25 protein-coding genes are annotated in these 24,531 nt (G+C 38.1%); 13 read left to right on the top strand and 12 right to left on the bottom strand.

Features of this window, described 5'->3' with window-relative positions; translation table 11 throughout:
- The first annotated feature begins 175 nt into the window (after positions 1 to 175).
- The 8 genes from E6H07_17450 to E6H07_17415 all read left to right on the top strand — a co-directional run bounded on the left by E6H07_17450 (position 176) and on the right by E6H07_17415 (position 8,311).
- Positions 176 to 769: a DUF1080 domain-containing protein gene (locus E6H07_17450; protein TMI62048.1), complete on the top strand. Its 594-nt coding sequence runs from the start codon at positions 176 to 178 to the stop codon at positions 767 to 769.
- Positions 770 to 883: 114 nt separating this feature from the next.
- Complete coding sequence (locus E6H07_17445; protein TMI62047.1) at positions 884 to 2,860, top strand: gliding motility-associated C-terminal domain-containing protein; 1,977 nt, start codon at positions 884 to 886, stop codon at positions 2,858 to 2,860.
- A 96-nt stretch (positions 2,861 to 2,956) separates the two neighbouring features.
- Positions 2,957 to 3,559, top strand: a complete 603-nt coding sequence (locus tag E6H07_17440; protein ID TMI62046.1) for a hypothetical protein — start codon at positions 2,957 to 2,959, stop codon at positions 3,557 to 3,559.
- Between the two features lie 642 nt (positions 3,560 to 4,201).
- On the top strand, positions 4,202 to 4,657 hold the full coding sequence (locus E6H07_17435) for a hypothetical protein (GenBank protein ID TMI62045.1): 456 nt from the start codon (positions 4,202 to 4,204) through the stop codon (positions 4,655 to 4,657).
- 45 nt (positions 4,658 to 4,702) lie between these two features.
- Positions 4,703 to 5,098 carry a hypothetical protein gene (locus E6H07_17430; GenBank protein ID TMI62044.1) on the top strand — a complete coding sequence of 132 codons (396 nt, stop codon included), beginning with the start codon at positions 4,703 to 4,705 and terminating at the stop codon, positions 5,096 to 5,098.
- A 195-nt stretch (positions 5,099 to 5,293) separates the two neighbouring features.
- Positions 5,294 to 5,902 carry a hypothetical protein gene (locus E6H07_17425; protein TMI62043.1) on the top strand — a complete coding sequence of 203 codons (609 nt, stop codon included), beginning with the start codon at positions 5,294 to 5,296 and terminating at the stop codon, positions 5,900 to 5,902.
- A gap of 158 nt (positions 5,903 to 6,060) precedes the next feature.
- A complete protein-coding gene (locus tag E6H07_17420) occupies positions 6,061 to 6,387 on the top strand; it encodes an antibiotic biosynthesis monooxygenase (protein TMI62094.1) in 327 nt (108 codons plus the stop codon).
- A 178-nt stretch (positions 6,388 to 6,565) separates the two neighbouring features.
- On the top strand, positions 6,566 to 8,311 hold the full coding sequence (locus E6H07_17415) for a hypothetical protein (protein ID TMI62042.1): 1,746 nt from the start codon (positions 6,566 to 6,568) through the stop codon (positions 8,309 to 8,311).
- A 138-nt stretch (positions 8,312 to 8,449) separates the two neighbouring features.
- Here the strand turns inward: E6H07_17415 and E6H07_17410 are convergent, their stop codons facing one another.
- The 4 genes from E6H07_17410 to E6H07_17395 form a co-directional block, all read right to left on the bottom strand.
- Entirely contained in the window at positions 8,450 to 10,078 is a 1,629-nt protein-coding gene (locus tag E6H07_17410) for an ATP-binding cassette domain-containing protein (protein ID TMI62041.1), read from the bottom strand.
- Between the two features lie 80 nt (positions 10,079 to 10,158).
- Entirely contained in the window at positions 10,159 to 10,857 is a 699-nt protein-coding gene (locus tag E6H07_17405; protein ID TMI62040.1) for a rhomboid family intramembrane serine protease, read from the bottom strand.
- A 117-nt stretch (positions 10,858 to 10,974) separates the two neighbouring features.
- On the bottom strand, positions 10,975 to 12,615 hold the full coding sequence (gene groL, locus E6H07_17400) for a chaperonin GroEL (protein ID TMI62039.1): 1,641 nt from the start codon (positions 12,613 to 12,615) through the stop codon (positions 10,975 to 10,977).
- Between the two features lie 100 nt (positions 12,616 to 12,715).
- A complete protein-coding gene (locus tag E6H07_17395) occupies positions 12,716 to 12,997 on the bottom strand; it encodes a co-chaperone GroES (GenBank protein ID TMI62038.1) in 282 nt (93 codons plus the stop codon).
- A gap of 412 nt (positions 12,998 to 13,409) precedes the next feature.
- Between E6H07_17395 and nusB the strand changes: the two genes are divergently transcribed.
- The 3 genes from nusB to yajC all read left to right on the top strand — a co-directional run bounded on the left by nusB (position 13,410) and on the right by yajC (position 15,283).
- Positions 13,410 to 14,348 (top strand): transcription antitermination factor NusB, encoded by a 939-nt coding sequence (gene nusB / locus E6H07_17390; protein TMI62037.1) that lies wholly within the window; start codon positions 13,410 to 13,412, stop codon positions 14,346 to 14,348.
- A 115-nt stretch (positions 14,349 to 14,463) separates the two neighbouring features.
- Positions 14,464 to 14,919, top strand: a complete 456-nt coding sequence (locus E6H07_17385; protein ID TMI62036.1) for a DUF1573 domain-containing protein — start codon at positions 14,464 to 14,466, stop codon at positions 14,917 to 14,919.
- 28 nt (positions 14,920 to 14,947) lie between these two features.
- Positions 14,948 to 15,283 carry a preprotein translocase subunit YajC gene (gene yajC, locus E6H07_17380; GenBank protein TMI62035.1) on the top strand — a complete coding sequence of 112 codons (336 nt, stop codon included), beginning with the start codon at positions 14,948 to 14,950 and terminating at the stop codon, positions 15,281 to 15,283.
- A 50-nt stretch (positions 15,284 to 15,333) separates the two neighbouring features.
- On the opposite strand, the gene pyrF is transcribed toward yajC, so the two are convergent.
- The 7 genes from pyrF to E6H07_17345 are packed head-to-tail and all read right to left on the bottom strand — an operon-like array spanning position 15,334 to position 21,975.
- Complete coding sequence (pyrF, locus tag E6H07_17375; protein ID TMI62034.1) at positions 15,334 to 16,140, bottom strand: orotidine-5'-phosphate decarboxylase; 807 nt, start codon at positions 16,138 to 16,140, stop codon at positions 15,334 to 15,336.
- 40 nt (positions 16,141 to 16,180) lie between these two features.
- On the bottom strand, positions 16,181 to 17,530 hold the full coding sequence (locus E6H07_17370) for an FAD-dependent monooxygenase (GenBank protein ID TMI62033.1): 1,350 nt from the start codon (positions 17,528 to 17,530) through the stop codon (positions 16,181 to 16,183).
- 27 nt (positions 17,531 to 17,557) lie between these two features.
- Positions 17,558 to 18,832: a kynureninase gene (gene kynU / locus E6H07_17365; protein ID TMI62032.1), complete on the bottom strand. Its 1,275-nt coding sequence runs from the start codon at positions 18,830 to 18,832 to the stop codon at positions 17,558 to 17,560.
- A 1-nt stretch (position 18,833) separates the two neighbouring features.
- Entirely contained in the window at positions 18,834 to 19,250 is a 417-nt protein-coding gene (locus E6H07_17360; GenBank protein ID TMI62031.1) for a RidA family protein, read from the bottom strand.
- A 37-nt stretch (positions 19,251 to 19,287) separates the two neighbouring features.
- Positions 19,288 to 19,680, bottom strand: coding sequence for a GxxExxY protein (locus tag E6H07_17355; protein TMI62030.1), 393 nt, complete (start codon positions 19,678 to 19,680; stop codon positions 19,288 to 19,290).
- A gap of 37 nt (positions 19,681 to 19,717) precedes the next feature.
- Positions 19,718 to 21,175, bottom strand: a complete 1,458-nt coding sequence (locus E6H07_17350) for an aldehyde dehydrogenase (protein TMI62029.1) — start codon at positions 21,173 to 21,175, stop codon at positions 19,718 to 19,720.
- A 14-nt stretch (positions 21,176 to 21,189) separates the two neighbouring features.
- A complete protein-coding gene (locus E6H07_17345) occupies positions 21,190 to 21,975 on the bottom strand; it encodes an SDR family oxidoreductase (GenBank protein ID TMI62028.1) in 786 nt (261 codons plus the stop codon).
- A 65-nt stretch (positions 21,976 to 22,040) separates the two neighbouring features.
- Between E6H07_17345 and E6H07_17340 the strand changes: the two genes are divergently transcribed.
- The gene (locus E6H07_17340) at positions 22,041 to 22,565 is read left to right on the top strand and encodes a 3-hydroxyanthranilate 3,4-dioxygenase (protein ID TMI62027.1); all 525 of its coding nucleotides are present in this window, start codon (positions 22,041 to 22,043) and stop codon (positions 22,563 to 22,565) included.
- A gap of 85 nt (positions 22,566 to 22,650) precedes the next feature.
- Positions 22,651 to 23,643 (top strand): amidohydrolase, encoded by a 993-nt coding sequence (locus E6H07_17335; GenBank protein TMI62026.1) that lies wholly within the window; start codon positions 22,651 to 22,653, stop codon positions 23,641 to 23,643.
- Here the strand turns inward: E6H07_17335 and E6H07_17330 are convergent.
- Complete coding sequence (locus E6H07_17330) at positions 23,633 to 24,505, bottom strand: glycerophosphodiester phosphodiesterase (protein TMI62025.1); 873 nt, start codon at positions 24,503 to 24,505, stop codon at positions 23,633 to 23,635. The genes E6H07_17335 and E6H07_17330 overlap by 11 nt on opposite strands.
- Positions 24,506 to 24,531: the final 26 nt, after the last annotated feature.

Below are 24,531 nucleotides of genomic sequence, written 5' to 3'. Positions count from 1 at the left end.
AAAAATTGAACCACATAGAAACATAGTTACATAGGCTTTCACATAGATGGTCTATGTGTCTCTCACTATTGTGGGCTATGTGCCTATGTGGTTCAAAAAGTATTTCACAATAAACAGAAAGCTACCTGCTAACTTCTGTTTATTTAAAATGGCTAACTTGTTTTAAAATAACAGCATGAAGAATGTACTGCTTGCCCTTCTCATTTTTCCTTTTTTAAACTTTCAAAACAAATCCGTTTCACTTTTTAATGGTAAAGACCTAACAGGCTGGACAATTCATGGTACTGAGAAATGGTATGTAGAAAAAGGACAGCTTGTTTGCGAAAGCGGACCCGATAAACAGTATGGTTATCTCTCCACTAATAAAAGCTATAAAAATTTTGTTCTCAATCTTGAATTCAAACAGGAATCGAATGGCAACAGTGGCGTGTTTTTCCGTTCTTCTATTGAAGGCACTAAGATCAGCGGCTGGCAATGCGAAGTGGCGCCAAAAGATCATTTTACCGGGGGCATTTATGAATCATATGGCCGGGGTTGGCTGATAAAACCTAACCCACTGCATGAACGTTTTTTAAAAACCGGCAAATGGAATAAGCTGAAACTACAGGTAAATGGCGACGAAGTAACAACCTGGCTGAATGGCCATATGATGGTACAATTCAACGATGAAAAAATTGGTAAAGGCAATGGGTTTATAGCTTTGCAGATACATGATGGAGGTGGAATAAAGGTGAGATGGAAGAAAATTATGATTGAAGAACTGCCGTAATTCGATCCTCTTGTTAATGTTAAATGTCACCCCTAAACTTTCAGGGGCAACCGGGCCCAACTTCACTTCGTTTTATCTAAACTAAATCTTAACTTTAGTTACTCAATCCGGTCTGTGCATAACATCACTAAACAAAATATTAAAGCCATAAAATTGTTGCACCCGGCCATACTCTCATTTTTTCTATTCACTGTTTTTTTTCAATCTAAATTAACTGCTCAATGTCCTCCCAATATTGATTTTGAAAACGGAAGTTTTAGCGGATGGACATGCTATACCGGGAATACAGTTGCTTTAGGTAATTCAACAAATGCAATAAATCTCTTTCCGTCCGGTGGCCCGGTACCCAATTATCATACAATGTACTCTGCTGCCAATGATGCAGGTACCCTGGACTTTTATGGTGGCTTTCCTGTTATGTGTCCAAACGGAAGCGGCTATTCTGTAAAACTTGGAAATACTATGGGTGGTGCAGAAGCAGAAGGTATCTCCTATGAATTTACGATACCTGCCGGCCGCAATACTTATTCTTTGATCTATCATTATGCAGTCGTATTCCAGGATCCGAATCACCTCGATTTTCAACAACCACGACTGGTGCTGGAAGTAACCAATGTGACCGATAATCAACGTATCGATTGTTCCTCCTTTACTTTTTTTCCGAATGGCTCACCACTACCAGGATTTTTTCAATCGACTAATGGCGATTCTACTGCCGTTTGGTGCAAAGACTGGTCAGCAGTTACGATCAACCTGAATAACCAGGCAGGAAAAACGATTCGTTTGTTTTTTAAAACGGCAGATTGCACATTCCGCCGCCATTTCGGTTATGCTTATATCGATGTAAATACGGAATGCAGCAGCGAATTTGTTGGCGCCACTTATTGCCGCGATGATACAGCAGTAAATGTAGTAGCTCCTTACGGATATCAATCATACACATGGTATAACAATACTTTTACTCAAACATTAGGTAGTACGCAGCATATTCGTTTCAGTCCGCCACCCGCGGTAGGCACTACCATTGCCGTTGAGCTGATACCCTATAATGGTTATGGCTGCCTGGATACCTTATATGCCAGGCTGGTCGATACCCTTACGCTTAGGGCCAATGCAGGCGAAGATGTACTCTCATGCAATAAAAATCCTGTAATGATCGGCGGCAATTCTAAGCCCGGAGTAGTGTATACCTGGAGCCCGGATGTGGGATTATCCAATCCGGACATTTCAAACCCAAGGGCCAATCCTCCTAATACAATGTTATATGAATTGACGGTACGCAGCACGGGAGGTGGCTGCATGAGTAAAGACTCGGTTCTCGTTACTACTTCGATCATAGATAGTAGTATGCAGGTAATTGGGAAAACAAATTTCTGTGTTACTACTGGCGATAGCGCTGTGTTTCGTGTGCAACCAACCGACAGTATTCAATGGTATGTAAATGGCAACCCGGTTATCGGAGCTAATAATACAAGATACAGGGCCAATATATCGGGCACCTATCATGCAATGTTGTATACCGACGTAGGTTGTGCAATATCTACAAGGACTGAAACGGTATTAATAGAAACACCGCGGTCACCTGTTATTTATCCTATTCAATATGCAGTGATAAATAACCCGATTGACTTAACTGCGAGAAATTTTGGAGTAAGTTATTTATGGAAGCCACCCATTTACCTGGATCATGTAAATATTATCAATCCGCAATTCAACAGTCCATTGACTGACGAAGAATTTATTTATACAGTTACCATTACTACCTCTGGTGGTTGTGTAACTGTTGATACGCAAATTGTAAAAACAATTAAAGAAGTAAAAGTTTATATACCCACAGCATTTACTCCAAATAATGATGGCCGGAATGATCTTTTGCTGCCCATAACTTTTGGTATAAAAGAAATTCAATACTTCCGTGTATTCAACCGCTGGGGCCAGCTCGTATTTGATATAAAATCAAACCAACGTGGTTGGAACGGAACCATCAGCGGTATGCAACAACCTACCAGCACATTTGTATGGATATTCCAGGGATTGGGGCTGGATAAAAAAACCTACACACAGAAGGGAACGGTGACGTTGATACGTTAGAAGGTGGCATAGAATAAGATTGATTCTCAGAAGAAATTTATACCAGATACTACGTAAATTTATGAGTTGTGCGTCACCAAATCAGATTCCGTAATTATGATGAAATTATTTATTATCGTTTTCTTTTCATTGGCTTCAAGCATTCATTCTTTTGGACAATTCTCTTTTAAAGGTGACAGTACCGACATGAGAATTCAAAGTGGAGTAATGGAGGGAATAGATAAAAAATTCATTTTGCAAAAGGACAATGAATTTGAACTTCGACTCTTCATTTTTCCTAAATGGTCTGACAACAAAGAGGGGCTTTCAATATTCATAATTTCTTTTAAAAGTGGCGAATGGAAAGCCAGGCTGTTTAAAAATGCCTGGTCACCCGAGCAATCTCAAGAAGTTCCATTAAAATCAGACGGATTGGACTCCTTGTGGAAAGAGTTGGACAAAAACAATGTCTTAACTATTCCACTTGCACAAAACTTAGTTGACAAGAAAGGTGAAATACTTATTGACCAATTACAAACTGACAACAACTCCATTCTTTATTCATTTGAGCTATTGGCCAAAGATGCTTATCGAAGTTATGCCTATAAATGTCCCTTGGAGTTTTCAAGAAAATACGACTACATTTCAACTTTTAAAAAAGTGTCTAATATAGTTCAACTTATTCTGCAGTTTTGCAAAATTGAAAAGATGAGTTGTTAATTGGCGAACGCACAACATTCAGTTTTGCGTCAGCAGGGGGCGAGGAACATATCCTCATCTTTACGCCATTGTTGGTGTTCAAAATAAAAACTCTTTCAAATTTCTGACTCTTCACCAACAACACACTCATAGTAAAACTTCGGTTGTTGGTGAATAGAATTAAAGGAGCAAAAGACTTAACTTCGTTTAAATTGAAAAAATAGTTTCCTAACTCGCTATGGACATTGTCAAGCCCACATTCTATCTGAAACAAATTTGCCCTTGTTGTGAGCAAGGCTATCCATCATTCGTTGTATGTCCAAACTGCAATTACTTAACAGCACACTGTGAAGAAATGGGAGACACCTTTATAGCCGCAAAGGATTTAGACAAGGGATTTACTAAGGTTTGTCCGAATTGTAAGCAGACCAAAACAGAGGATTTTATATTGGCTTCTTCAAATGATATTTTGAATGCTGGTCTTACAAAAGATGATTACCAATGAAACAACTGTGCTAACATGGTATTCATGCGATGATGACTGATATGCATGTCTTCATCAACAACACAATCATAGTACAACTTCGGTTGTTGGTGAAGAGAATTAAAGAAGCAAAAGGCTTAACTTCGAAAACAGCAATAACGGTGTAAATGTGCAACTATATGCGACCATTCATTATTATTTGGTATGTGACTATTTTTTTATTTGTCTTAAGCTGTTCTCAAAAAATTAATAATGCCAAATACCCAGATTGTTCATCTGACGATATTTCAAAGATGGACACTTGTTTATTGGACATGACTCTTCGACAAGCGATTAATAAACTAAACCTTGACACTTCACAGTTCTATGTTATTGAAGAACCAATTGCAGCACTTCGTGGCATTCGATTTAGACCGAATGATAGTTCCGAGGTCAATCTATATGTTCAAAAGACCTTAATAAAAGAGAAGTATGATTCATTCAGGATACATGACTCTTTAAATTTTCTGTTGAAAGACTCCTTGAAATTCAAAAATCGATATCTTTTCATTGTTGACAAACCGATCAAAACGGTTGTCTGGACAAAAGATGCTGGGGCGACATATAAAACTGTTTATGTTCCTGAAAAAGAATAACTGCACAAAATATAAACTGCGTAAGAAAGCAATTCCTAAATCACTATGAAAATTTATTTTACACTAATCCTGATCATTTTATTTCATACTCATGAAACAAACGTTGGCGTTGCTTTTCGACAATTAAATTGCAATGAAAGTGTTCCAGATTGTCGAAAAGCAATTGAAACTTACAACTCATTAGCAAATAGTTTTAGTAAAGGAGTTTATATATACTCCGCAAAACGGGTTCAAACTAATTACTCAGATGGAAAGACAAAGTATAAAGTAAAAGGGAAAAATAAATCTATTCAGTTTTTGATAAATTTCACGCATATCAAGTGTGATGAAAGCGAAAATGGTACCTATGTAATAACCAAAGAAGTATTAGCCGAGTGGAGTAAGTGGTTAAATTCTAATTGCAAGGAAGAATCCGAAAGGATAATACTAATAAAGGAATAATATTACACCGTTGTTGGTATTCAAAATAAAAACTCTTTCAAATTTCTGACTCTTCACCAACAACACAATCATAGTACAACTTCGGTTGTTGGTGAATAGAATTAAAGGAGCAAAAGACTTAACTTCGAAAATACCAACAACGGCGTAATAAACCAGTACCGGGAGTTAGGTATATTAATGAGTTAGTGGCCATTTATGCAGACACCTTTTCAACTATACGACTATTTTAAAATATCAATTATTCAAGATAAAATTGAAAATGTATCCAGGAACTTAAATACCCTTCTTGTTGATTTTGCATTGAAGCAAAAAGAGCTGACAAAAGTTGACTTCAAAAAAATATGTTCGACACGAACGATTCCGTATAACTCAAATAAAGTAAAGTTTCTTTTGTTTGAACCAGCAACTAATCTAGGCTCAACAGTATTTTTTCCAAACTTCCGTGATGGGTGGTATACGGCAGTTTACAACTACACAAAACTTAGAAACAAAAACGCATATCAAGTTGGCTTTACAATTGACGACACAAAAAAATATCCTGCATATTTTTTTAGTTATTTCTATAAGGACAAAGGCCAAATTGCTGAAAGAAGAGTGCATGCCATAAAAGAGGATAGTAAGTGGGTTTTCTTTTCTGGAAGGACACCACTTCCGATTGAAGACACCAGCAATTACACAAGGAGGAGTATAAAAGACAGAATCAGCAATGAAATAATTATTGGTTACTTGAAAAGAGCTGGTTATGACTTAACAGATCAGAATTTTTATACATCGGCTAAAAACGCAATCCTATTTACAAATTAGGAGGACAATAAACGGCCACAAACATAAGCTGTATAAAAAGCTCTTTCAAACTTCCAACTCTCTTCTAACTATTCAAAGATTAAAACATTTTAAAGATGAAATATATTTTAGCTTTCATGCTTTTTACATACAACAACATTTCAGCCCAAACAAAAGATATGATGATCCGTTTATCAGAAATAGAAATTGATTCAACTTATCTTAAAGAGTACAAACTAATTCTTCAGGAGGAATCCCGTGCCTCAGTTCAATTAGAACCGGGAGTTATTGCTATCTACCCAATGTACCAAAAGCAAAACCCCACACAAATTCGTATTTTAGAAATATATGCAAACAGGGAAGCGTATGAATCTCATTTAAAAACTCCTCATTTTCAGAAATATAAAAGCAACACTTTAAAAATGGTAAAAGCCCTGAAACTTGTAGATATGGATAATATAGATCCTCAGACAATGAGTGAAATATTTCGTAAAATGAAACATTGACAAAGAAGAAACCTTCTTCAAATCCCTTGCTCATCTCCAACAACAACATTGAAATAAAAATTTGAAATTGCTATTTCAAATCGAAAGACTTCGTTTATAGCAATAAACAGCAGTATGGTGTAAATTAAATATGCCTGCTAATAGTTAAATGGCTTATTATTTGACTTATCAGCATTACATGAACAAAAAATTGTTTTTGCTGATATTGATCCCCTCGCTTCTAATCGTTGGCGGTTATTTATTCATCCGGTATACACTCGGGGTGACTATAGCCCGTGACGGGGAAAAAATTGCCACTGTAAAAGAAACAGATTCAGCATCAACAAAAAAATCCTTATCACTAAACCTGCGTCCACTTATTATAGAACGATTGCAACAATTAGTTGCAAAAACATCTAATAATATTTATGCCTTGTCCATTGGTGATATGAAAGCGGATGTCTTGGCCTCCACTGCCAGTTTTCAAAATGTTGTTTTAAAGCCGGATAAAAAAAGAGCCGATTCATTAAATGAATTAAGGATAGCACCGGCTGAAATTTTTGCTTTTTCCTTTCCGAAATTTGAAGTAGAAGGGATCAATTTTGATGATATATTAACTGAGAAAACCATGGATTATAAACTGGTGAAGCTAACCAATCCTGTTTTCGAGATCTATCGTAATAAAAACGACACGAAAGAAATAAAAGAAGATTTTACACAACGTTTTTTAAAGGAGATGAAAAAGCTATCAGTACAAAATCTTATAGTGGAAGGTGGCAGGATCATTATTCACAATAAAGGCAGATCAAATGTGCTGAAGGATGTTACCATAAATATGAAAGATATCCTGGTAGACTCTGCTACAAGAAATGACCGGTCCCGCTTTCTTTTTGCAAAAAAAGCCAGTCTCAGCTTTAAAGACTATAAAGCAGAAATGAGCAAAGGACAATATAACCTGGCTATTGATAAAGTGAATGTAGAAGTACCGGAGCAAAAACTTACCCTTGCAAACCTTTCGTTTAATTCACCATTAAATAAAAAAGAATTTTCCAGTCGTCAAAAATTCAGCAAAGAATATTTCCAATTTTCATTTCCTTCAGTAACATTAAATGGTGTAGACTGGTGGAAACTTGTCAATGAAGACGAGGTAGTAGCAAAAGAAATTACTATCAATAGTGGAAAGCTGCTTATTTATTTAGATCGTTCGTTACCACCAAGATCAAAAATGGGAAACTTTCCTGTGGATCTTCTTATGAAGCTGGCAATGAAAATAAATATTGACCGGTTGAAAACAAATGATCTTGATTTTGCCTACGAAGAGTATAATCCTTTGTCGCAGCAAAGCGGAACGATTCATGTGAATAATATATCCATGAACATTGCTAACGTTTCAAACAGAACCGGGAAAGGATTGAGCCCGGTTACTGTCAATGGGAATGGCTTGTTGATGGGCAAGATCCCTGTGAAAGCAGATTTTACTTTCAACCGTGAAAATTATAAATCCGGCGGGTTTACAGCCCGCATCAGTTCCGATAAAGATTTTGACGGAACTATGATTAACAGTTTTGCAATGCCGATGGGAATGGTTAAGATCGAAAAAGGTGAGCTACAAAAATTGGACGCCAATATACAGGGCGATCAATTACAGGCTTCCGGAGATATAACTGTTTTATATAAGGACCTTAAATTGTTTCCGCTGGAAAAAGATAAAGGTGAAAAAGAATTAGATAAAAAAGGTGTTACCAGCCTGGTGGCAAATGCATTTGTATTAAAAAAAGACAATCCAAAAGAGGGAGAAGAAATACGAAAAGTGCAGGCTGCATTTAAGCGTATTCCTGAAGGTGGTTTTTTTATGCTGGTTTGGAAAACAATAATGACCGGAACTTTAAAAACGATCGGAGCACCGACAAGAATCGCTAATAAAACTGTAAGCAATTCAAAATAGATATCTTCGAAATTTCACGCAAAGACGCCAAGTAATAAGAAGGCGCAAAGAATTTACTTTGCGTCTTTGTCTTCTTTGTGCCATTGCGTGCCATATTCACAATTCACAATTCACAATTCACCATTCACCATTCACACTCTAAGCATACATCTCTTCTCTCAGCGTCTTTACTCTCTCGTCTGAAAGATATTCATCAAACTCTGACAGCCGATCAATAATGCCTTTAGGTGTTAACTCGATCACACGATTGGCAACAGTTTGCATAAATGTATGGTCATGACTGGTGAGTAAAACGATTCCTTTAAAAGCTGTACACTGTTCGTTGAAGCTTTGAATACTTTCCAGGTCAAGATGGTTGGTAGGCTGATCAAGAATAACCACATTGGGATTTTGCAACATCATGCGGCTGATCATACAACGTACCTTCTCTCCCCCACTCAGTACATTTGTTTTTTTCATGATATCATCACCACTAAACAACATCTTGCCTAAAAAACCACGAAGAAAAGGTTCATCTATCTTTTCAGTAATATGTTGCGGCACATATTGACGCAACCATTCCATCAGGTTATCGCTGCCATCGAAGAATTCACTGTTCTCGATCGGCAAATAAGCATGTGTAACAGTCGAACCCCATGAATAAGAACCAGCATCCGGTATAGCATTCGCCGTAATGATATTGAAGAAACTTGTAACAGCCAGCGGGTCGCGGCTAAGTATAGCGATCTTATCTCCTTTGTTTACGGTAAACGTTACATCTTTAAACAACACACGGCCATCAACAGACTTTGATAATTTTTCCGTACTTAATATCTGGTTACCTACTTCACGCAACGGCTGAAAAATAATACCGGGATATTTTCTATAACTCGGTTCAATTTCATCAATGGTTAATTTTTCCAACGCTTTCTTTCTTGATGTCGCTTGTTTACTCTTGGATGCATTGGCGCTGAAACGTGCAATAAAGTCTATCAATGCCTGGCGTTTCTCTTCTGTTTTCTTATTCTTATCACCGATCTGTCTCGCCATTAATTGCGAACTCTCATACCAGAAACTATAGTTACCGGAGAATATTTTTATTTTTTGCCTGTCCACATCGGTTACATGTGTACACACCGCATCTAAAAAGTGACGGTCGTGGCTTACAATAAGAACGATATTTTCATAATCAGCCAAAAAGTTTTCTAACCAGCTGATGGTTTCAATATCCAAACCATTCGTCGGCTCATCGAGTAAAAGAATATCAGGATTGCCAAAGAGTGATTGAGCTAGCAATACCCGAACCTTTAAATTAGATGGAATATCTTTCATCAGCATGGAATGATATTCTTCTTTCACACCCAACTCACTTAATAAAGTAGCTGCATCACTTTCTGCAGTATAGCCGCCCATTTCTCCGAATTCATGTTCCAGTTCACCGGCCCGCATTCCATCTTCTTCTGTAAAATCAGCAAGGGCATAAATGCTTTCTCTTTCCTTCATCACCTTCCACATTTTAGTGTGGCCCATCATCACTGTATTTAAAACAGTATACTCATCAAACTCAAACTGGTTTTGTTTTAACACAGCCAGCCGCTCGCCGGGTGTAATTTCAACAGTCCCTTTATTGGCCTCTATTTCGCCGCTGAGTATTTTTAAAAAAGTACTCTTGCCGGCGCCATTTGCACCAATTACACCATAGCAATTGCCTTTGGTGAAGTTGAGGTTCACATCTTCAAATAAAACTCTTTTGCCGTAGGCTAATTTGAGGTCTCTTACGCTGATCATAATGCTTCAAAAATTGAAGCCGCAAAGGTAATGCAATCAAGCGTCTTTGAGGAGGTCAACCATGATTAATTATACACTGATCATCTATTAATTGTTATATCCCTTTTACTGCGGATATCAAACAATTTAATAAGCAATAACCCAGCAGCAAAACCGCCAATATGCGCAGCGTAAGCCACTCCACCACCGGTTTGTTCACCACCCAACAGGCCCATCCCCATTATTACCTGCAAGACTATCCAGATGCCAAGTGCAACGTATGCCGGCACCTCGCCAATTCCCCGGCCCATCCATACACGAACTCTACGGGAGGGAAAGAGTAGCAGGTATGCACCCAATACTCCGGATATAGCGCCAGATGCACCGAGGCTTGGTATTTCTGATGATGCCCCTGATACAAACACATGAGCAAGTGAGGCAATGATTCCACAAACGAGATAAAAAATGAGATAGCGGGAATGACCAACCCGGTTCTCGATATTGTCGCCAAATACCCATAAGAACAACATGTTTCCCAACAGGTGAGCCCAACCACCATGCATGAACATTGAAGTAATAAGTGTTAAATAAACAGGTACAGGAGTAGGCTCTAAGACTCCTGATACAATATCATTTCCAGTGAGAATTTCAGCTGGAACAGTTGAGAATGCATAAGTAAATTTTTCATTCCCGCCCATTCCCTGCAGGAATACAAATACAAGGACATTAATGGCGATCAACAAATAGTTAACCATTGGAGCAAATCGCCTGTCGGAATCATCGTCGCCTATTGGAAGCATAAGATTGTTTAAATGACGATATACAAAGATTGGGCCTTTATAAAAAAAGTCCCGCTTCTTTCGAAGCAGGACTTATACTTTATAAAATCTTCTTAGCCCCTTTAGGGGTTGGGGTTTTTAATAACCCATACCACCCATATCAGGTGCACCATGGTTATGGCCGCCTGCTTCTTCTTTCTTAGGCTTATCAGCAATCACACACTCAGTAGTGAGTAACATACCGGCGATAGAAGCTGCATTTTCCAATGCAACACGTGTTACTTTCGTAGGATCGATAATTCCGGCTTTAAACATGGAAGTTTCATACTCCTCAGTTCTTGCATTGAAACCAAAATCATTTTTTCCTTCTCTTATTTTGTTTACTACAACAGAACCTTCTGCACCTGCATTCTCTACGATCATGCGAAGAGGTTCTTCCAGTGCACGGCGTACAATAGCAGCTCCTGTTGTTTCATCTTCGTTAGCACCTTTGAATTTCTCCAATGATTCCAATGCACGAATGAAAGCTGTACCACCACCTGCAACGATACCTTCTTCTACTGCAGCTCTTGTTGCATGCAATGCATCGTCAACACGATCCTTCTTTTCTTTCATTTCCATTTCTGTAGCAGCACCTACTTTCAATACAGCAACACCACCGCTTAATTTAGCAAGACGTTCCTGTAATTTTTCTTTATCATAATCAGATGTCGTATTCTCGATCTGAGATTTGATCTGGTTGATACGAGCTGTGATATCTTCTTTCTTTCCTTTACCACCAACGATGGTAGTATTGTCTTTATCAATTGTAACTGTAGATGCAACACCGAGATAAGTCAGGTCAGCATTCTCCAGTTTGTATCCTTGTTCTTCGCTGATCACAACACCTTTTGTAAGGATAGCAAGGTCAGTAAGCATTTCTTTTCTGCGATCACCGAAACCAGGAGCTTTTACAGCAGCTACTTTCAAAGTACCACGCAATTTGTTTACCACCAATGTTGCCAGTGCTTCACCTTCGAGGTCTTCAGCAATGATCAATAAAGGACGGCCACCTTGTGCAACTTTCTCCAGGATATGAAGAATATCTTTCATGTTGCTGATCTTCTTATCATAAATAAGAATGTAAGGATTCTCCAGTTCAGCTTGCATTTTTTCGCTGTTCGTAACGAAGTAAGGAGAAATATAACCGCGGTCGAATTGCATACCTTCTACTACATCAACAGTAGTATCAGTACCTCTTGCTTCTTCAACAGTGATAACACCTTCTTTACCTACTTTCTTCATTGCTTCAGCGATCAGCTTACCAATTTCTGCATCGTTGTTTGCAGAAATAGCAGCTACCTGTTGGATCTTGCTGCTGTCATTTCCTACAGCCTGGCTCTGACCTTTCAGATGCTCAATTACTTTAGCAACTGCTTTGTCAATACCACGTTTCAGATCCATCGGGTTAGAACCTGCAGCTACCATTTTCAAACCTTCGCTGATGATCGATTGTGCCAACACAGTTGCAGTAGTAGTACCATCACCTGCAATATCAGCAGTTTTAGATGCTACTTCTTTCACCATCTGTGCACCCATATTTTCAATTGGGTCTTCCAGTTCGATTTCTTTTGCTACAGTTACACCATCTTTAGTAATTGAAGGTGCACCAAATTTTTTCTCAAGTACCACGTTGCGGCCTTTAGGACCGAGTGTTACTTTCACCGCATTGGCGAGAACATCAACGCCACGCTTCATCCTGTTTCTTGCTTCTATATCGAAGAATAATTGTTTTGCCATATTTTATAATTTGAAAAGTTTTTTAATTTGAAAAGTTGATGTGCGGATGTGCGGTTTGGAAAACTTAATTCGCAAATTTGCACATCAGCAAATTCGCACATTAAACAATCGCTAAAATGTCACTCTCTCTCATGATGAGGAAATCTTCACCATCAATAGTTATCTCAGTTCCGGCATATTTGCCATAAAGAACCGTGTCGCCAGATTTTACTGTTACAGGTTCATCTTTTTTACCAGGACCAGCAGCGATGATAGTACCACGCTGTGGTTTTTCTTTTGCAGTGTCGGGGATAATGATTCCACCTGCTGTCTTTTCTTCAGCAGCTGCGGGCTTCACAATTACCCTGTCATGAAGTGGGGTAATACTGAGCTTCTTTGCCATAGTTTGTATGATTTTTTTTGTTTAAGGAATTTTGTCCCCCCTGCCAGGAGCCTGACTAAGACGGGGCGGCGAAGTTACGGGCTAATACCGTGCCTTCAATAATGAAACTGCAAAATTTTCAGGTTCAGGGAAATGTTGTCAATATTGGTAATACAGAACTATTTGAGTAGTCTCTTTTTGGCAGGTCAGTCAGTGTTGATTTGACCATTTCTGCCAGATATGATTAAAGGGTGTTGTAATATTTTATGACTTTTACACAATCATCCTCATTTTTTGGATTCAGAAAATGAAAGAATAATGACAGAATACAATTTCTTCATACCTAATCTAAAAAGAAATAAATATATAACAATCTGTTTCGGCTGGTAATGCTACAAATGTTACATTTGCCGCCTCAAACAGTTCTTGATTCATGATTAGCAGAAGAAATATCAGGGTGAAAGTGATGCAGACGATCTATAATGAGTCCCTGCTGGAAGGCGAAAAAGAAAAAGCCGCAAAAGAGAACAACCCCCTTACCATTCTCAACAAACATTTTGACAATACCCGTTCCCTGATGGTTTACCTGATCTGGTTCCTCACGGAAATACCACGGTATTCTGAAAAACTTGCCCACCAACGGGCCAGTAAACATTTACCTACAAAGGAAGACCTGGCCGTGAATACGAAACTCGCCGGCAATGAAGTTCTGTGGAAAATGCTGGATGATCCGGCGCTGAAAGAACAGTTTACAAAAGATAAACCCCAGTTGCGGGCTGATAATGAACTGGTACGTAAGATCTACCTGGAACTGATAGAAAAAGAAGAATTTAAAAAATATATAGCCGCTCAAAACCGAAATCGTGATGATGAGAAAGCGATCATGGAATTTATACTAAATGACCTGATGCTGGCGAATGAAGAATTCACCTCACATGCAGAAGAAATATTTTCTAACTGGGATGATGATGGTGAAATGCTGATCCAATTGTTGGTGAATTATATGCATAAACCTGGTCATTTTAATTTTAAAGACATGTTGGGCGCAGATAAAAGAGGTTTTGCCGAGAGTCTTACGAAAACAGTGATAGAAAAAAACGATCACCTGCAAGAACTGATCGTTCCGAAATTAAAGAACTGGGACCCCGAACGTATTGCATTGCTGGATATGATACTGATGAAAATGGGGGTGGCTGAATTCTTGTATTTCGAAACTATACCTCCTAAAGTAACCATCAACGAGTATATTGACCTTGCAAAAGAATACAGTACCCAACAAAGCGGACAATTTGTAAATGGGATACTGGATAATATTCATAAAGAACTGGTACAGCAAGGGAAAATGCAGAAAGTGGAGTATAAGAAAGGATGAGTTGGGATATTAGGATGATAGATACTGGATACTGGATTACTAAAGAATGTTGACTGCCGACTGACGACTGATTCATTTGTTTCTCTTAAATTTGCGATTCATAAATTTAAAAATCATGAAAAAACTTGTTTTCATTTTTGGAGCAGCATTATTAATGACTGCATGTAACGAAACTGATAAAAAAGCTAGCCAAACAGGAACTAGTGATACCAGTGCTGCAAAACAGCCTGCTGCTACTACCAACGCAGATCCTGAAAACTATACAACTATTGAGTGGATAGATAATGTGAACCAGGCACTTCCAAAAGTAAAAGAAGGGGAAATAGTGGAAGTAACTTTTCGCTTTAAAAATACCGGTAACAAACCCCTGGTTGTAGATAATGTTTCTGCAAGCTGCGGTTGCACTGTTCCTGAAAAACCAGAAGAACCAGTGATGCCCGGAAAAGAAGGCTTGATAAAAGCAAAATTCGATAGTCATGGCCGCATTGGACCGAATACAAAAACACTTACGGTTGTTGCCAATACAAACAGCGAGAAGATGCTGAATTTTTCAGTAGAAGTAGTTAAATAATTTTAAACAATATAAACAACTCAAAACAATGTTCAATTTATTACAGGCAACACAGTCACCCGGAGGCGGATATGGCACATTGATCATGCTGGGTGCGATGATTCTTGTTTTCTGGTTATTCTTTATAAGACCACAAGCAAAAAAAGCAAAGCAGCAAAAACAATTCATTACCGATTTACAAAAAGGCACTAAGATCGTAACGATCGCAGGCATCCACGGAACGATAAATAAAATAAATGAAGACGGCACTATCAATCTTGAAACAAGCCCCGGGAGTTATATAAAGATCGAAAAAAGCGCAGTGAGTATGGAGTGGTCGAACAATCTGAATAAACCGGCAGCAGTGACCGGGGAGAAAAAATAACAAGAACCAAATCACAAATAAGGCTCAAACTTAAAAAAGTTTGAGCTTTTTTATTTTGAAAGATATTCCTTCATCTCCCATTGATATTGTTGAGCAATAGCTCTTGCTTCTTCAGCAAAGTCTTCTTTTTCCGATGCATAGATAATAGCACGACTGGCATTTACCAAAATACCACAATCAGCTATCATTGCTTTTTCTGAAATCTCTTTTAAGCTGCCACCTTGTGCACCTACACCCGGAACAAGGTAAAAATGAGATGGTACGATCTTTCTTATATTGGCAAACTCATCGGCCTGTGTAGCGCCAACTACAAACATCAGGTTTTCATCAGTACCCCATTCACTTACTTTCTTCAACACTCTTTCATAAAGAAGTTCATCCTCCATTACCTGCAATTCAAAATCTTCTGCACCTTTATTAGAAGTTAATCCCAAAACGATAGCCCATTTTCCTTCGTATTGTAAAAATGGTTTTACACTGTCCTCTCCCATGTACGGAGCTACAGTTATGGAATCAAACGGAAGTGTTTCAAAAAAAGCTTTGGCGTATTGTGAAGAAGTATTTCCGATATCACCTCGTTTTGCATCAGCAATTTTAAAATGTCCGTCACCGATATAACGAACTGTTTTTTCCATTGCCTCCCAGCCTTTCAATCCTAATGCTTCATAAAATGCTGTATTGACCTTATAAGCAACACATAAGTCTTTAGTAGCATCAATAATGGCTTTATTAAATGCGAAGACCGGATCCGGTTCTGACAGGAGATGTTTTGGGATCTTTGTAATGTCGGTATCCAAACCAACGCAGAGATAAGATCGCTTTGTAAAAATTTGTTCGGCGAGTTGCTGGCGGGTCATGTGGCGAAGATAAGACTAGAACTTAGATGGGGCAAGTTGTTCACTTACTGATCAATCCTATAATTCTCTGATGCAGGTTATCATCATCCCAATTTTCAATAATGGTATTATCTTTCATTACCTCCTGCATTATCGCTTCCTGCTTCTGCCCTTGCTTCAACGCTTCGCTATAGCGGATCTGCGGACTGAATGTAACCTGCGAATAAGCCGGTATCCATTTGTCAGGATATTTTTCATGCAGCTTTGCTTCTATTTTCTTTTGCAATAAAAATTTAGGATCAGCAGTTTTATCACGCATCTCTGTGAAATTGCTTACTGCTAAATCAGCAATTGCATCAGCATCGGGTTTGCGCAGTGTTTGATAGTGCTGCAAGATTGACTGCCAATCATCTTCATATTTTTCAATCAGCTCATCCAGTATCCGGCAATCTTCAAAACCGCAATTCATTCCCTGTCCAAAAAAAGGAACAATGGCATGTGCAGCGTCACCTATTAATGCAAACTTGTCTTCACGGATCCATGGAAAACATTTTACCGTTACCAATGATGAAGTAGGGTTATTAAAAAAATCATTGATATAATCCGGCATCAATGCAACTGCGTCCGGAAATGTTTTTTCAAAGAAATCTTTTACTTTTTCTTTTGTGTCCAGCTTTGAGAAAGATGCTTCCCCTTCGAAAGGGAAAAATAGTGTACAGGTAAAGCTGCCATCCAAATTTGGCAAAGCAATCAGCATGTATTCTTTTCTTGGCCAGATATGCAATGCATTTTTCTCCATTTGAAAACTGCCACCCGGCCCGGCTGAAATTGTCAACTCTTTATATCCACAATCAATATAATGCTGACTGTAATCAAACTTATCATGATATAACTGGTGTTGTAATCTCGCTGCAGAGAATGCTCCATCTGCTCCAAAAAGAATATCTGAATTAATCTCTGTAGTATCCCCGTTTTTAGTGTTTATAAACTCGGTCACATTCTCTTTCCAATTAATGGATGCGCATTTTGCGTGAAAGAAAATAGAAATTCCATTCTCTTCCGCCAGGTCCATCAATTTTTTATTCAATTCACTTCTTGATACAGCATTAATGAACTGCCCCTGTTTTCCGTATGGCTGAAATGCAGTGGTTCCATCTATATTATGAATAAATCGGCCATGCATTGGAATGGAAATTTCCTGGATCGCTTTTGCCAATCCTACTTTTTCCAATGCCAACAATCCACGATCGCTTAATGCAAGATTAATAGAACGGCCTGCTTCCACTTTTGCACGCCGCATATCACCACGGCGTTCATATATACTAACCTTGTAGCCCCTTTTTGCCAGGTAGATAGATAAAAGAGAACCTACAAGACCAGCACCTACTATGGTAATATTTTTTTTTGTCATACTCCGGTGTTAATTACCTACCTCAGCTTACTTTAATATCGATTCAATAATATTTCCAAACCGCCAAATATCTTCAAATGAGTTATATAACGGAACAGGAGCAACACGAATAACATTCGGTTCCCGCCAGTCAGCTATTACTCCCTGTTTTGTCAGTACATCAAAAATTTCTTTCCCACGGTTCAGCATCAGTATTGAGACCTGGCAACCTTTTTCATTTTCCTTTCGCGGAGTAATTACTTCAATAATTTCTTCGGTTTGCTTTAAGTTTATATTATCCAGAATAAAAAACAGGTAATCACTTAGCATTTTTCTTTTTGTATGCAATTTCCCCATACCAGCTTCATCAAAAATATCCAATGATGCTTTGTGTGCTGCCATGGAAAGTATTGGTGCATTGCTCAATTGCCAGCCTTCTGCAGTGGGTATCGCCTTAAACCCTTTTTCCATTTTAAATCTTGACTCTTTTGTATAACCCCACCAACCGGCGAAACGAGGTAACTCAGAATTGGCTACATGTTTTTCATTTATATAAACTCCTGCTACACCACCGGGACCGCTATTTAAATATTTATAAGAGCACCAGCAGGCAAAGTCAACACCCCAGTCATGAAGTTTCAATTCAACATTACCTGCAGCATGTGCCAGGTCAAATCCTGCATAAGCACCAGCATCATGAGCCGCATCAGTGATTGCTTTTATATCAAATAACTGACCGGTATAATAATTTACTCCGCCAAATAAAACTACTGCAACACTTTCACCATGTTTTTTTATAGTTGAAATAATATCTTCTGTTCTTAGATAATGTTCGCCTTCACGTGGAGACACTTCAATAACAGTGTCTGCAGCATTCAATCCATGATATATTGCCTGCGTTTCAAACGCATACTGATCAGAAGGAAATGCTTTTGCTTCACAAATAATCTTATAGCGTTGCTCTGTTGGCCTGTAAAATGAAACCATCAGCAAGTGAAGGTTCACAGTGAGTGAATTCATTACCACTACTTCATTTTCCTTGCAGCCAACGATATTTGATAATTGTTTGGGGAAAATTTCATGATATGGCAACCAGGGGTTCTTTGCCTGGAAATGTCCTTCCACTCCCATCTTCGCCCAATCATCTAACTCCTGTTGAACATACTGTGAAGTTGTTTTAGGTTGTAATCCGAGTGAGTTGCCGGTAAAATAAACGCAATCAGCTCCGTTATGTTGAGGAATAAAAAATTTATCTCTAAACGTTCTGAGTAAATCTTTTGAATCTAAATCTTTCGCAAAAGCCTGTGTATTTTGAAAATTCATGTTAATCTATTGTAGCAATCACTTTTAATTCGATAGCAATTGGTGTTGGCAAACTTTTAACTTCAACAGTTGTACGACAAGCCTGCACATCTTTAAAGTATTCACCGTAAATCTTATTATAAATTGGAAAATCCTTTTTCATGTTTGTGAGATAAACTGTTACATCTACCATTTTATTCCAACTGCTGCCACTCGCTTCGAGTACTGCTTTTACATTTGAAAAAACCGAGTGAGTTTCCGCTTCGATATCATACTTCACTATATTTCCATCTGTATCGAGCTCCAATCCAGGAATTGAGTTATCCTTCGGACTTCTTGGGCCAATGCCGGAAAGAAAAAGAAGGTTGCCAACTTTTCTTGCATGCGGATAAGCACCGAGTGGTGTTGATGCGTTTGAAGTATTTATTATTTCTTTCATATTTATTTTAGCCACTAAGACACGAAGGCACAAAGTATTAGTTTCTAAATCTGTGAATTCCATCTTTAATTAAAGTCACATTAAAGTTTATAAGAAACCCAATCCTTTTTCCTGTCAACTTTAAATGGCTAATTATTTGCGCTTTCCAAACCAAATTTAATTCATCTTTTGCCTTTAGCTCACATATAACTAAATCATCAACCAACACATCCAGTCTCAGGCCTTCGTCAAATTTTAATCCATCATAAACAATTGAAATATCGATTTGCCTTTTGAATGAAATTCCCTTCTTTGCTAATTCATGACAAAAACAAACTTCATATACTTTCTCAAGCAATCCTGGTCCAAGTTGTTTATGGACTCTATAAGCACAGTCCACAATTTCCTTTGCAAGAAACTCTTCTCTTTCGTTTCTCTCCAACTCTGTCATAAATTTTTTCTTTGTGCCTTCGTGTCTTAGTGGCAATCTATAATTGTATACAAACATTTTTCGCTTCAGTAAAAAATCGCAAAGCTTCCCAACCACCTTCCTTCCCTACCCCGCTGTTTTTCATTCCGCCAAATGGCGTTCTTAAATCACGAAGTAGCCAGCAGTTTACCCAAATGATCCCACTTTCAACTTTTGCTGCCATACGATTGGCTTTTGAAATATCCTGCGTCCATATTGTTGCAGCTAATCCGTATGAAGTAGCATTCGCTAATTGCAATGCTTCTTCTTCAGTCTTGAAAGATTGTAATGTAACAACAGGACCAAAGATCTCTTCCTGGTTAGTTTGACAATCTGGTCCTAACCCTTCAACAACAGTAGGTTCAATAAAATATCCTTTTGCGCAACGACCGCCAGCATTTACAACATTTCCACCACATAAAATTTTTCCAGCTTCCTGTTTGGCAATATTTATACAACGAATAATTTTATCAAAATGAACTTTGCTCACAATAGCTCCCTGGTTTGTTTGCTCATATAATGGATCGCCAATGATGAGGCTCTTCGCTTTTTCAACAAACTCCTTTTTGAATTTTTCATAAACAGATTCTTCAATAAGGATCCGGCTGCTGCATAAACAAATTTCACCCTGGTTAGAAAAAGAAGAACGAATTGTTTCAGCCATCATCTTATCCCAGTTACAATCTGAAAAAATGATTGCTGGATTTTTGCCGCCGAGTTCCAGCGAAAGTTTTTTAAATACTGGCGCAGCCAACGAAGCAATTCTTTCTCCTGCACGGGTGCTGCCTGTAAATGATATAGCCTTAATGCCCGGGTGTTTAACAATAGCTTCGCCGGTAATATTACCTGTACCAAAAAGAATATTGAGAACTCCATCCGGTAATCCTGCTTCTTTGCAAATCTTTGCAAGCAGAAAAGCTGTGACCGGAGTTACTTCACTTGGTTTTGCAATAACACAATTACCTGCCGCTAACGCTGGTGCAATTTTCCAGGTAAATAAATAAAGGGGAAGATTCCATGGCGATATACAAGCAACTACTCCTAAAGGCTGACGCAAAGTATAATTCACAGCCTTGTCTTCCATATTATGACTTTCAGTAGCAAAGTGCAATATACCTGTTGCAAAAAAACGAAAGTTTGCAGATGCTCTTGGAATATCAACCTTCTTACTTAGCCAAAGGGGTTTACCATTATCATTTGTTTCTGCCAATGCCAACTCATCAAGATGTTCATCAATAAGCTCGGCTATACGATTAAGAATTTTAAATCTTTGCTCAACCGTTGTTGTACTCCACGAAGGGAAAGCTTTCTTTGCAGATTCAACAGCAATTTTTACATCGTTCTCATTGCTGTCTGGTATTTGTCCATATACTTCTCCTGTTGCCGGGTTAATATTATCAATAAAATTGCCACTCACTGATGCAATAAAAAAGCCACCAATAAAATTTTCCAGGTGATATGGTATTTCCAGTTTCATTGAGTATTGAATATTTATATACTTCCCGTACGACCACCATCTACAGGAATACTTACTCCATTTACATACGAGGCAGCAGGTGATGCGAGGAAAGCGGCTACTGCTGCTACTTCTGAAGCAACCCCAAATCTTTTCATGGGCACTTCCTCAACCATGTTTTTCTCAATTACATCAATAACTGTGTTTCCCCTTTTTGCTAACTGGTCTATTAAGGATGTTAATCGTTGTGTAGTTGTAAAACCAGGCAACACATTATTTACGGTGATATTATACTGACTTATTTCGTTGGCCATACTTTTTGCCCATGAGGCAACAGCACCACGAATCGTATTACTTACTCCTAAATTCTTCAACGGAATTTTTACTGAAGTAGAAATAATATTAATTACTCTTCCGTATCCCTCCTTTTTCATTGAAGGAAAAACAGCTTTAGTTAAAATGTGATTACAAATAAGATGCTGATTAAATGTATTCAAAAAAGCCTCTTCGCTTGCTTCAATAACCGGGCCTGATGGCGGACCACCGGTATTATTAACTAAAATATGAACGGGAGTTTTTGCAACATGTTTTTCTATTACCGCTCTTACTTCATCAGCTTTACTAAAGTCGGCAACAAGATAATTATGCTGCTGTCTTAATGAAATATCAAGATGCTGCACTGCTGACTTTAATGCATCTTCATTTCTTGCTATCAAAGTACAACTGGCACCTAACAGTGCTAATTCTTCAGCTGTTGCCAGACCTATACCTTGTGTGCTGCCACAAATGACGGCGTATTTACCTTCGAGTGAAAGATTCATAGTGTCAAACCTAAGTAAAAAGTTGTAATTTTCTCCACGAAATAATTCTATACAAATTCTATACTATGCCAGTTATTGCTCCTTTTAATTTAAAAAAATGGATCGACGAAAATCGTGACCTGCTGAAACCACCAGTAGGTAATCAATGTGTGTATAAAGATGCCGAAAATTTTATCGTAATGGTGGTTGGTGGGCCGAATGCAAGAAAGGATTATCATTTTAATGAAACAGAAGAATTGTACTTCCAGGTGGAAGGTGATATTGTTGTAAAAATTATTGACAACGGGGAGTTCAAAGATATTCCCATTAAGGAAGGTGAAATGTTTTTACTGCCACCTAAAACACCGCATTCGCCACAACGTGGGCCTGGCACGGTCGGGCTTGTGATTGAAAAGAAAAGAGAAAGTGAAGATGATGGCTTTATGTGGTTCTGCGAAAAATGTGGCAATAAATTATATGAAGAGGCTTTGCATGTAGATGATATTGTAAAGCAATTACCACCGGTGATGAACCGTTTCTGGGAAGATACTATGCGTAGAACTTGTGATAAATGCGGCACTATAATGGAACCTCCTGTTAGAAAAAATTAATTTCACGCAAAGGCGCTAAGTTTCGCAAAGCTGCAAAGTGACTTAGCGCCTTTTGTATTTATACTTTGCGGCTTTGCGTGAAAATATGAAGATCGACATCCACACTCACATCATGCCGGAGCATATGCCAAACTGGACACAGAAGTTTGGCTATGGTGAATTTATTCATCTTGAGCATCGCAATTGCGAAGCTTGTATGATGAAGGGCGATAAACTGTTTCGTGTTGTTGAAGAGAACTGTTTCAAAGAAGATAAGCGAATAAAGGAAATGGATGACACAGATGTAACGATACAAGTACTTTCAACTATTCCTGTTTTATTTAATTACTGGTCCAAACCATCAGATGGTTTGGAAACATCACGATTTTTCAATGACCATATTTCAGAGACAGTTTCAAAAAATCCAAAACGATTTATTGGTTTAGGAACAGTTCCATTACAGGATATTGATTTGGCGATAAAAGAAATGGAGAGATGTGTAAAAGAATTAAAAATGCCCGGATTAGAAATTGGCAGTAATATCAATGGAGAAAATTTATCAGATAAAAAATTCTTCCCTTTTTATGAAGCAGCAGAAAAACTGGGCTGTGCTTTGTTTGTGCATCCATGGGAAATGATGGGAGAAGATAAAATGCAGAAATACTGGTTGCCCTGGCTCGTAGGCATGCCTGCTGAAACTTCGAGGGCAATATGCTCAATGATATTTGGCGGTGTATTTACAGCATTCCCAAAACTAAGAGTCGCATTTGCGCATGGCGGTGGTTCATTCCCTTTTACTCTTGGAAGAATTAAACATGGATTTGATGTTCGTCCTGATTTGGTAGCGGTAGATAATTCAATTTCTCCGGAAAAATATCTCGGAAAATTCTGGATGGATAGTTTAGTGCATGATAAAAATGCAATGAAGTATCTGATTAATGTAATGGGTGAAGATAAGATCTGCCTTGGTAGTGATTATCCTTTTCCACTTGGCGAGCATAAGCCGGGAAGATTGATTGAAAAAATGAAACTTGGAAAAAAAATTGAAAAGAAATTGCTTTATAAGAACGCTGAAGAATGGCTAAGCACTACTCATTAAAAAGATTAGGATAATCAGTAATTATTCCATCTACTCCCATCTTTTTCAATTCATCAATCTTTGCCTTATCATTTACAGTCCAGGGAATGATCTTAATTCCTTTAGCATGACAATTTGAAATAACAGTTGTGTTAACCAATTGGTAAGCCGGGCTGTAAATTGTTGGATTAAATCCAAGGTCTTTGATAAGCGTTTCAATATTTCTTTTATCCGTTGCTTCTACTAAAGCCGCCGTTTTGATTAAAGGATATTTTACATGCAGGTATTGTAATGTTCTGAAATCAAATGACTGGATGATCACTCTATCCTCAATTCCTTTTTCTTTTATAACTGCTATCAGCAATTCCACAAACTCTTCAGGCCTGGGATGATAAATATTATCACCTGCGGGCAAACATTTTGTTTCAATGTTAAAATAAGGAAATGGTCTGCGTCTTGTCATCATATCTTTCGCTACACTATCAAGCAGATCTGCCAGCAATGGTTTATATGCTTTTATTTTCGCCTGCTGTTTGAAACGTGGATGTGGTTTCATACCCACATCATATTTTTTTACCTCCTCATAATTCATGTGGTAAATGTTCAATGATTTTTCTTCTGCTGCAGTAACATACTCGCCATTGGGTTTCGTTGTAATTTCTGCACTCATCCATGCATCATGTGATACTACTACTTTTTTGTCTTTTGAGATCACAACATCCATTTCTAAAGTAGTAACACTTAATCCTATTGCTTGAAGCATTGCAGGTATCGTATTCTCAGGCATTAGACCACGGCAGCCGCGGTGGCCTTGCTTGTCAAACTCACGGGGTTCCGTTACAGGCACAGAACTTTGAGGATTCTTTGAATTCGAACATCCCATAACGAAACAAAAAATAAGTATTGAAT

Source organism: Bacteroidota bacterium, assembly GCA_005882315.1.
In the GTDB taxonomy this organism is placed as follows: Bacteria; Bacteroidota; Bacteroidia; order Chitinophagales; family Chitinophagaceae; genus VBAR01.
Note: the sequence above shows the minus strand (reverse complement) of the source record. Positions and strands in the feature narration are given on the sequence as shown.

Bases quoted from the DNA above. Each gene is read 5' to 3' on its own strand.
- E6H07_17450 (TMI62048.1), top strand. From the start codon at position 176: ATGAAGAATGTACTGCTTGCCCTTCTCATTTTTCCTTTTTTAAACTTT.
- E6H07_17440 (TMI62046.1), top strand. From the start codon at position 2,957: ATGATGAAATTATTTATTATCGTTTTCTTTTCATTGGCTTCAAGCATT.
- E6H07_17435 (TMI62045.1), top strand. From the start codon at position 4,202: ATGCGACCATTCATTATTATTTGGTATGTGACTATTTTTTTATTTGTC.
- E6H07_17430 (TMI62044.1), top strand. From the start codon at position 4,703: ATGAAAATTTATTTTACACTAATCCTGATCATTTTATTTCATACTCAT.
- E6H07_17425 (TMI62043.1), top strand. From the start codon at position 5,294: ATGCAGACACCTTTTCAACTATACGACTATTTTAAAATATCAATTATT.
- E6H07_17420 (TMI62094.1), top strand. From the start codon at position 6,061: ATGATGATCCGTTTATCAGAAATAGAAATTGATTCAACTTATCTTAAA.
- E6H07_17415 (TMI62042.1), top strand. From the start codon at position 6,566: ATGAACAAAAAATTGTTTTTGCTGATATTGATCCCCTCGCTTCTAATC.
- E6H07_17410 (TMI62041.1), bottom strand. From the start codon at position 10,078: ATGATCAGCGTAAGAGACCTCAAATTAGCCTACGGCAAAAGAGTTTTA.
- E6H07_17405 (TMI62040.1), bottom strand. From the start codon at position 10,857: ATGCTTCCAATAGGCGACGATGATTCCGACAGGCGATTTGCTCCAATG.
- groL (TMI62039.1), bottom strand. From the start codon at position 12,615: ATGGCAAAACAATTATTCTTCGATATAGAAGCAAGAAACAGGATGAAG.
- E6H07_17395 (TMI62038.1), bottom strand. From the start codon at position 12,997: ATGGCAAAGAAGCTCAGTATTACCCCACTTCATGACAGGGTAATTGTG.
- nusB (TMI62037.1), top strand. From the start codon at position 13,410: ATGATTAGCAGAAGAAATATCAGGGTGAAAGTGATGCAGACGATCTAT.
- E6H07_17385 (TMI62036.1), top strand. From the start codon at position 14,464: ATGAAAAAACTTGTTTTCATTTTTGGAGCAGCATTATTAATGACTGCA.
- yajC (TMI62035.1), top strand. From the start codon at position 14,948: ATGTTCAATTTATTACAGGCAACACAGTCACCCGGAGGCGGATATGGC.
- pyrF (TMI62034.1), bottom strand. From the start codon at position 16,140: ATGACCCGCCAGCAACTCGCCGAACAAATTTTTACAAAGCGATCTTAT.
- E6H07_17370 (TMI62033.1), bottom strand. From the start codon at position 17,530: ATGACAAAAAAAAATATTACCATAGTAGGTGCTGGTCTTGTAGGTTCT.
- kynU (TMI62032.1), bottom strand. From the start codon at position 18,832: ATGAATTTTCAAAATACACAGGCTTTTGCGAAAGATTTAGATTCAAAA.
- E6H07_17360 (TMI62031.1), bottom strand. From the start codon at position 19,250: ATGAAAGAAATAATAAATACTTCAAACGCATCAACACCACTCGGTGCT.
- E6H07_17355 (TMI62030.1), bottom strand. From the start codon at position 19,680: ATGACAGAGTTGGAGAGAAACGAAAGAGAAGAGTTTCTTGCAAAGGAA.
- E6H07_17350 (TMI62029.1), bottom strand. From the start codon at position 21,175: ATGAAACTGGAAATACCATATCACCTGGAAAATTTTATTGGTGGCTTT.
- E6H07_17345 (TMI62028.1), bottom strand. From the start codon at position 21,975: ATGAATCTTTCACTCGAAGGTAAATACGCCGTCATTTGTGGCAGCACA.
- E6H07_17340 (TMI62027.1), top strand. From the start codon at position 22,041: ATGCCAGTTATTGCTCCTTTTAATTTAAAAAAATGGATCGACGAAAAT.
- E6H07_17335 (TMI62026.1), top strand. From the start codon at position 22,651: ATGAAGATCGACATCCACACTCACATCATGCCGGAGCATATGCCAAAC.
- E6H07_17330 (TMI62025.1), bottom strand. From the start codon at position 24,505: ATGGGATGTTCGAATTCAAAGAATCCTCAAAGTTCTGTGCCTGTAACG.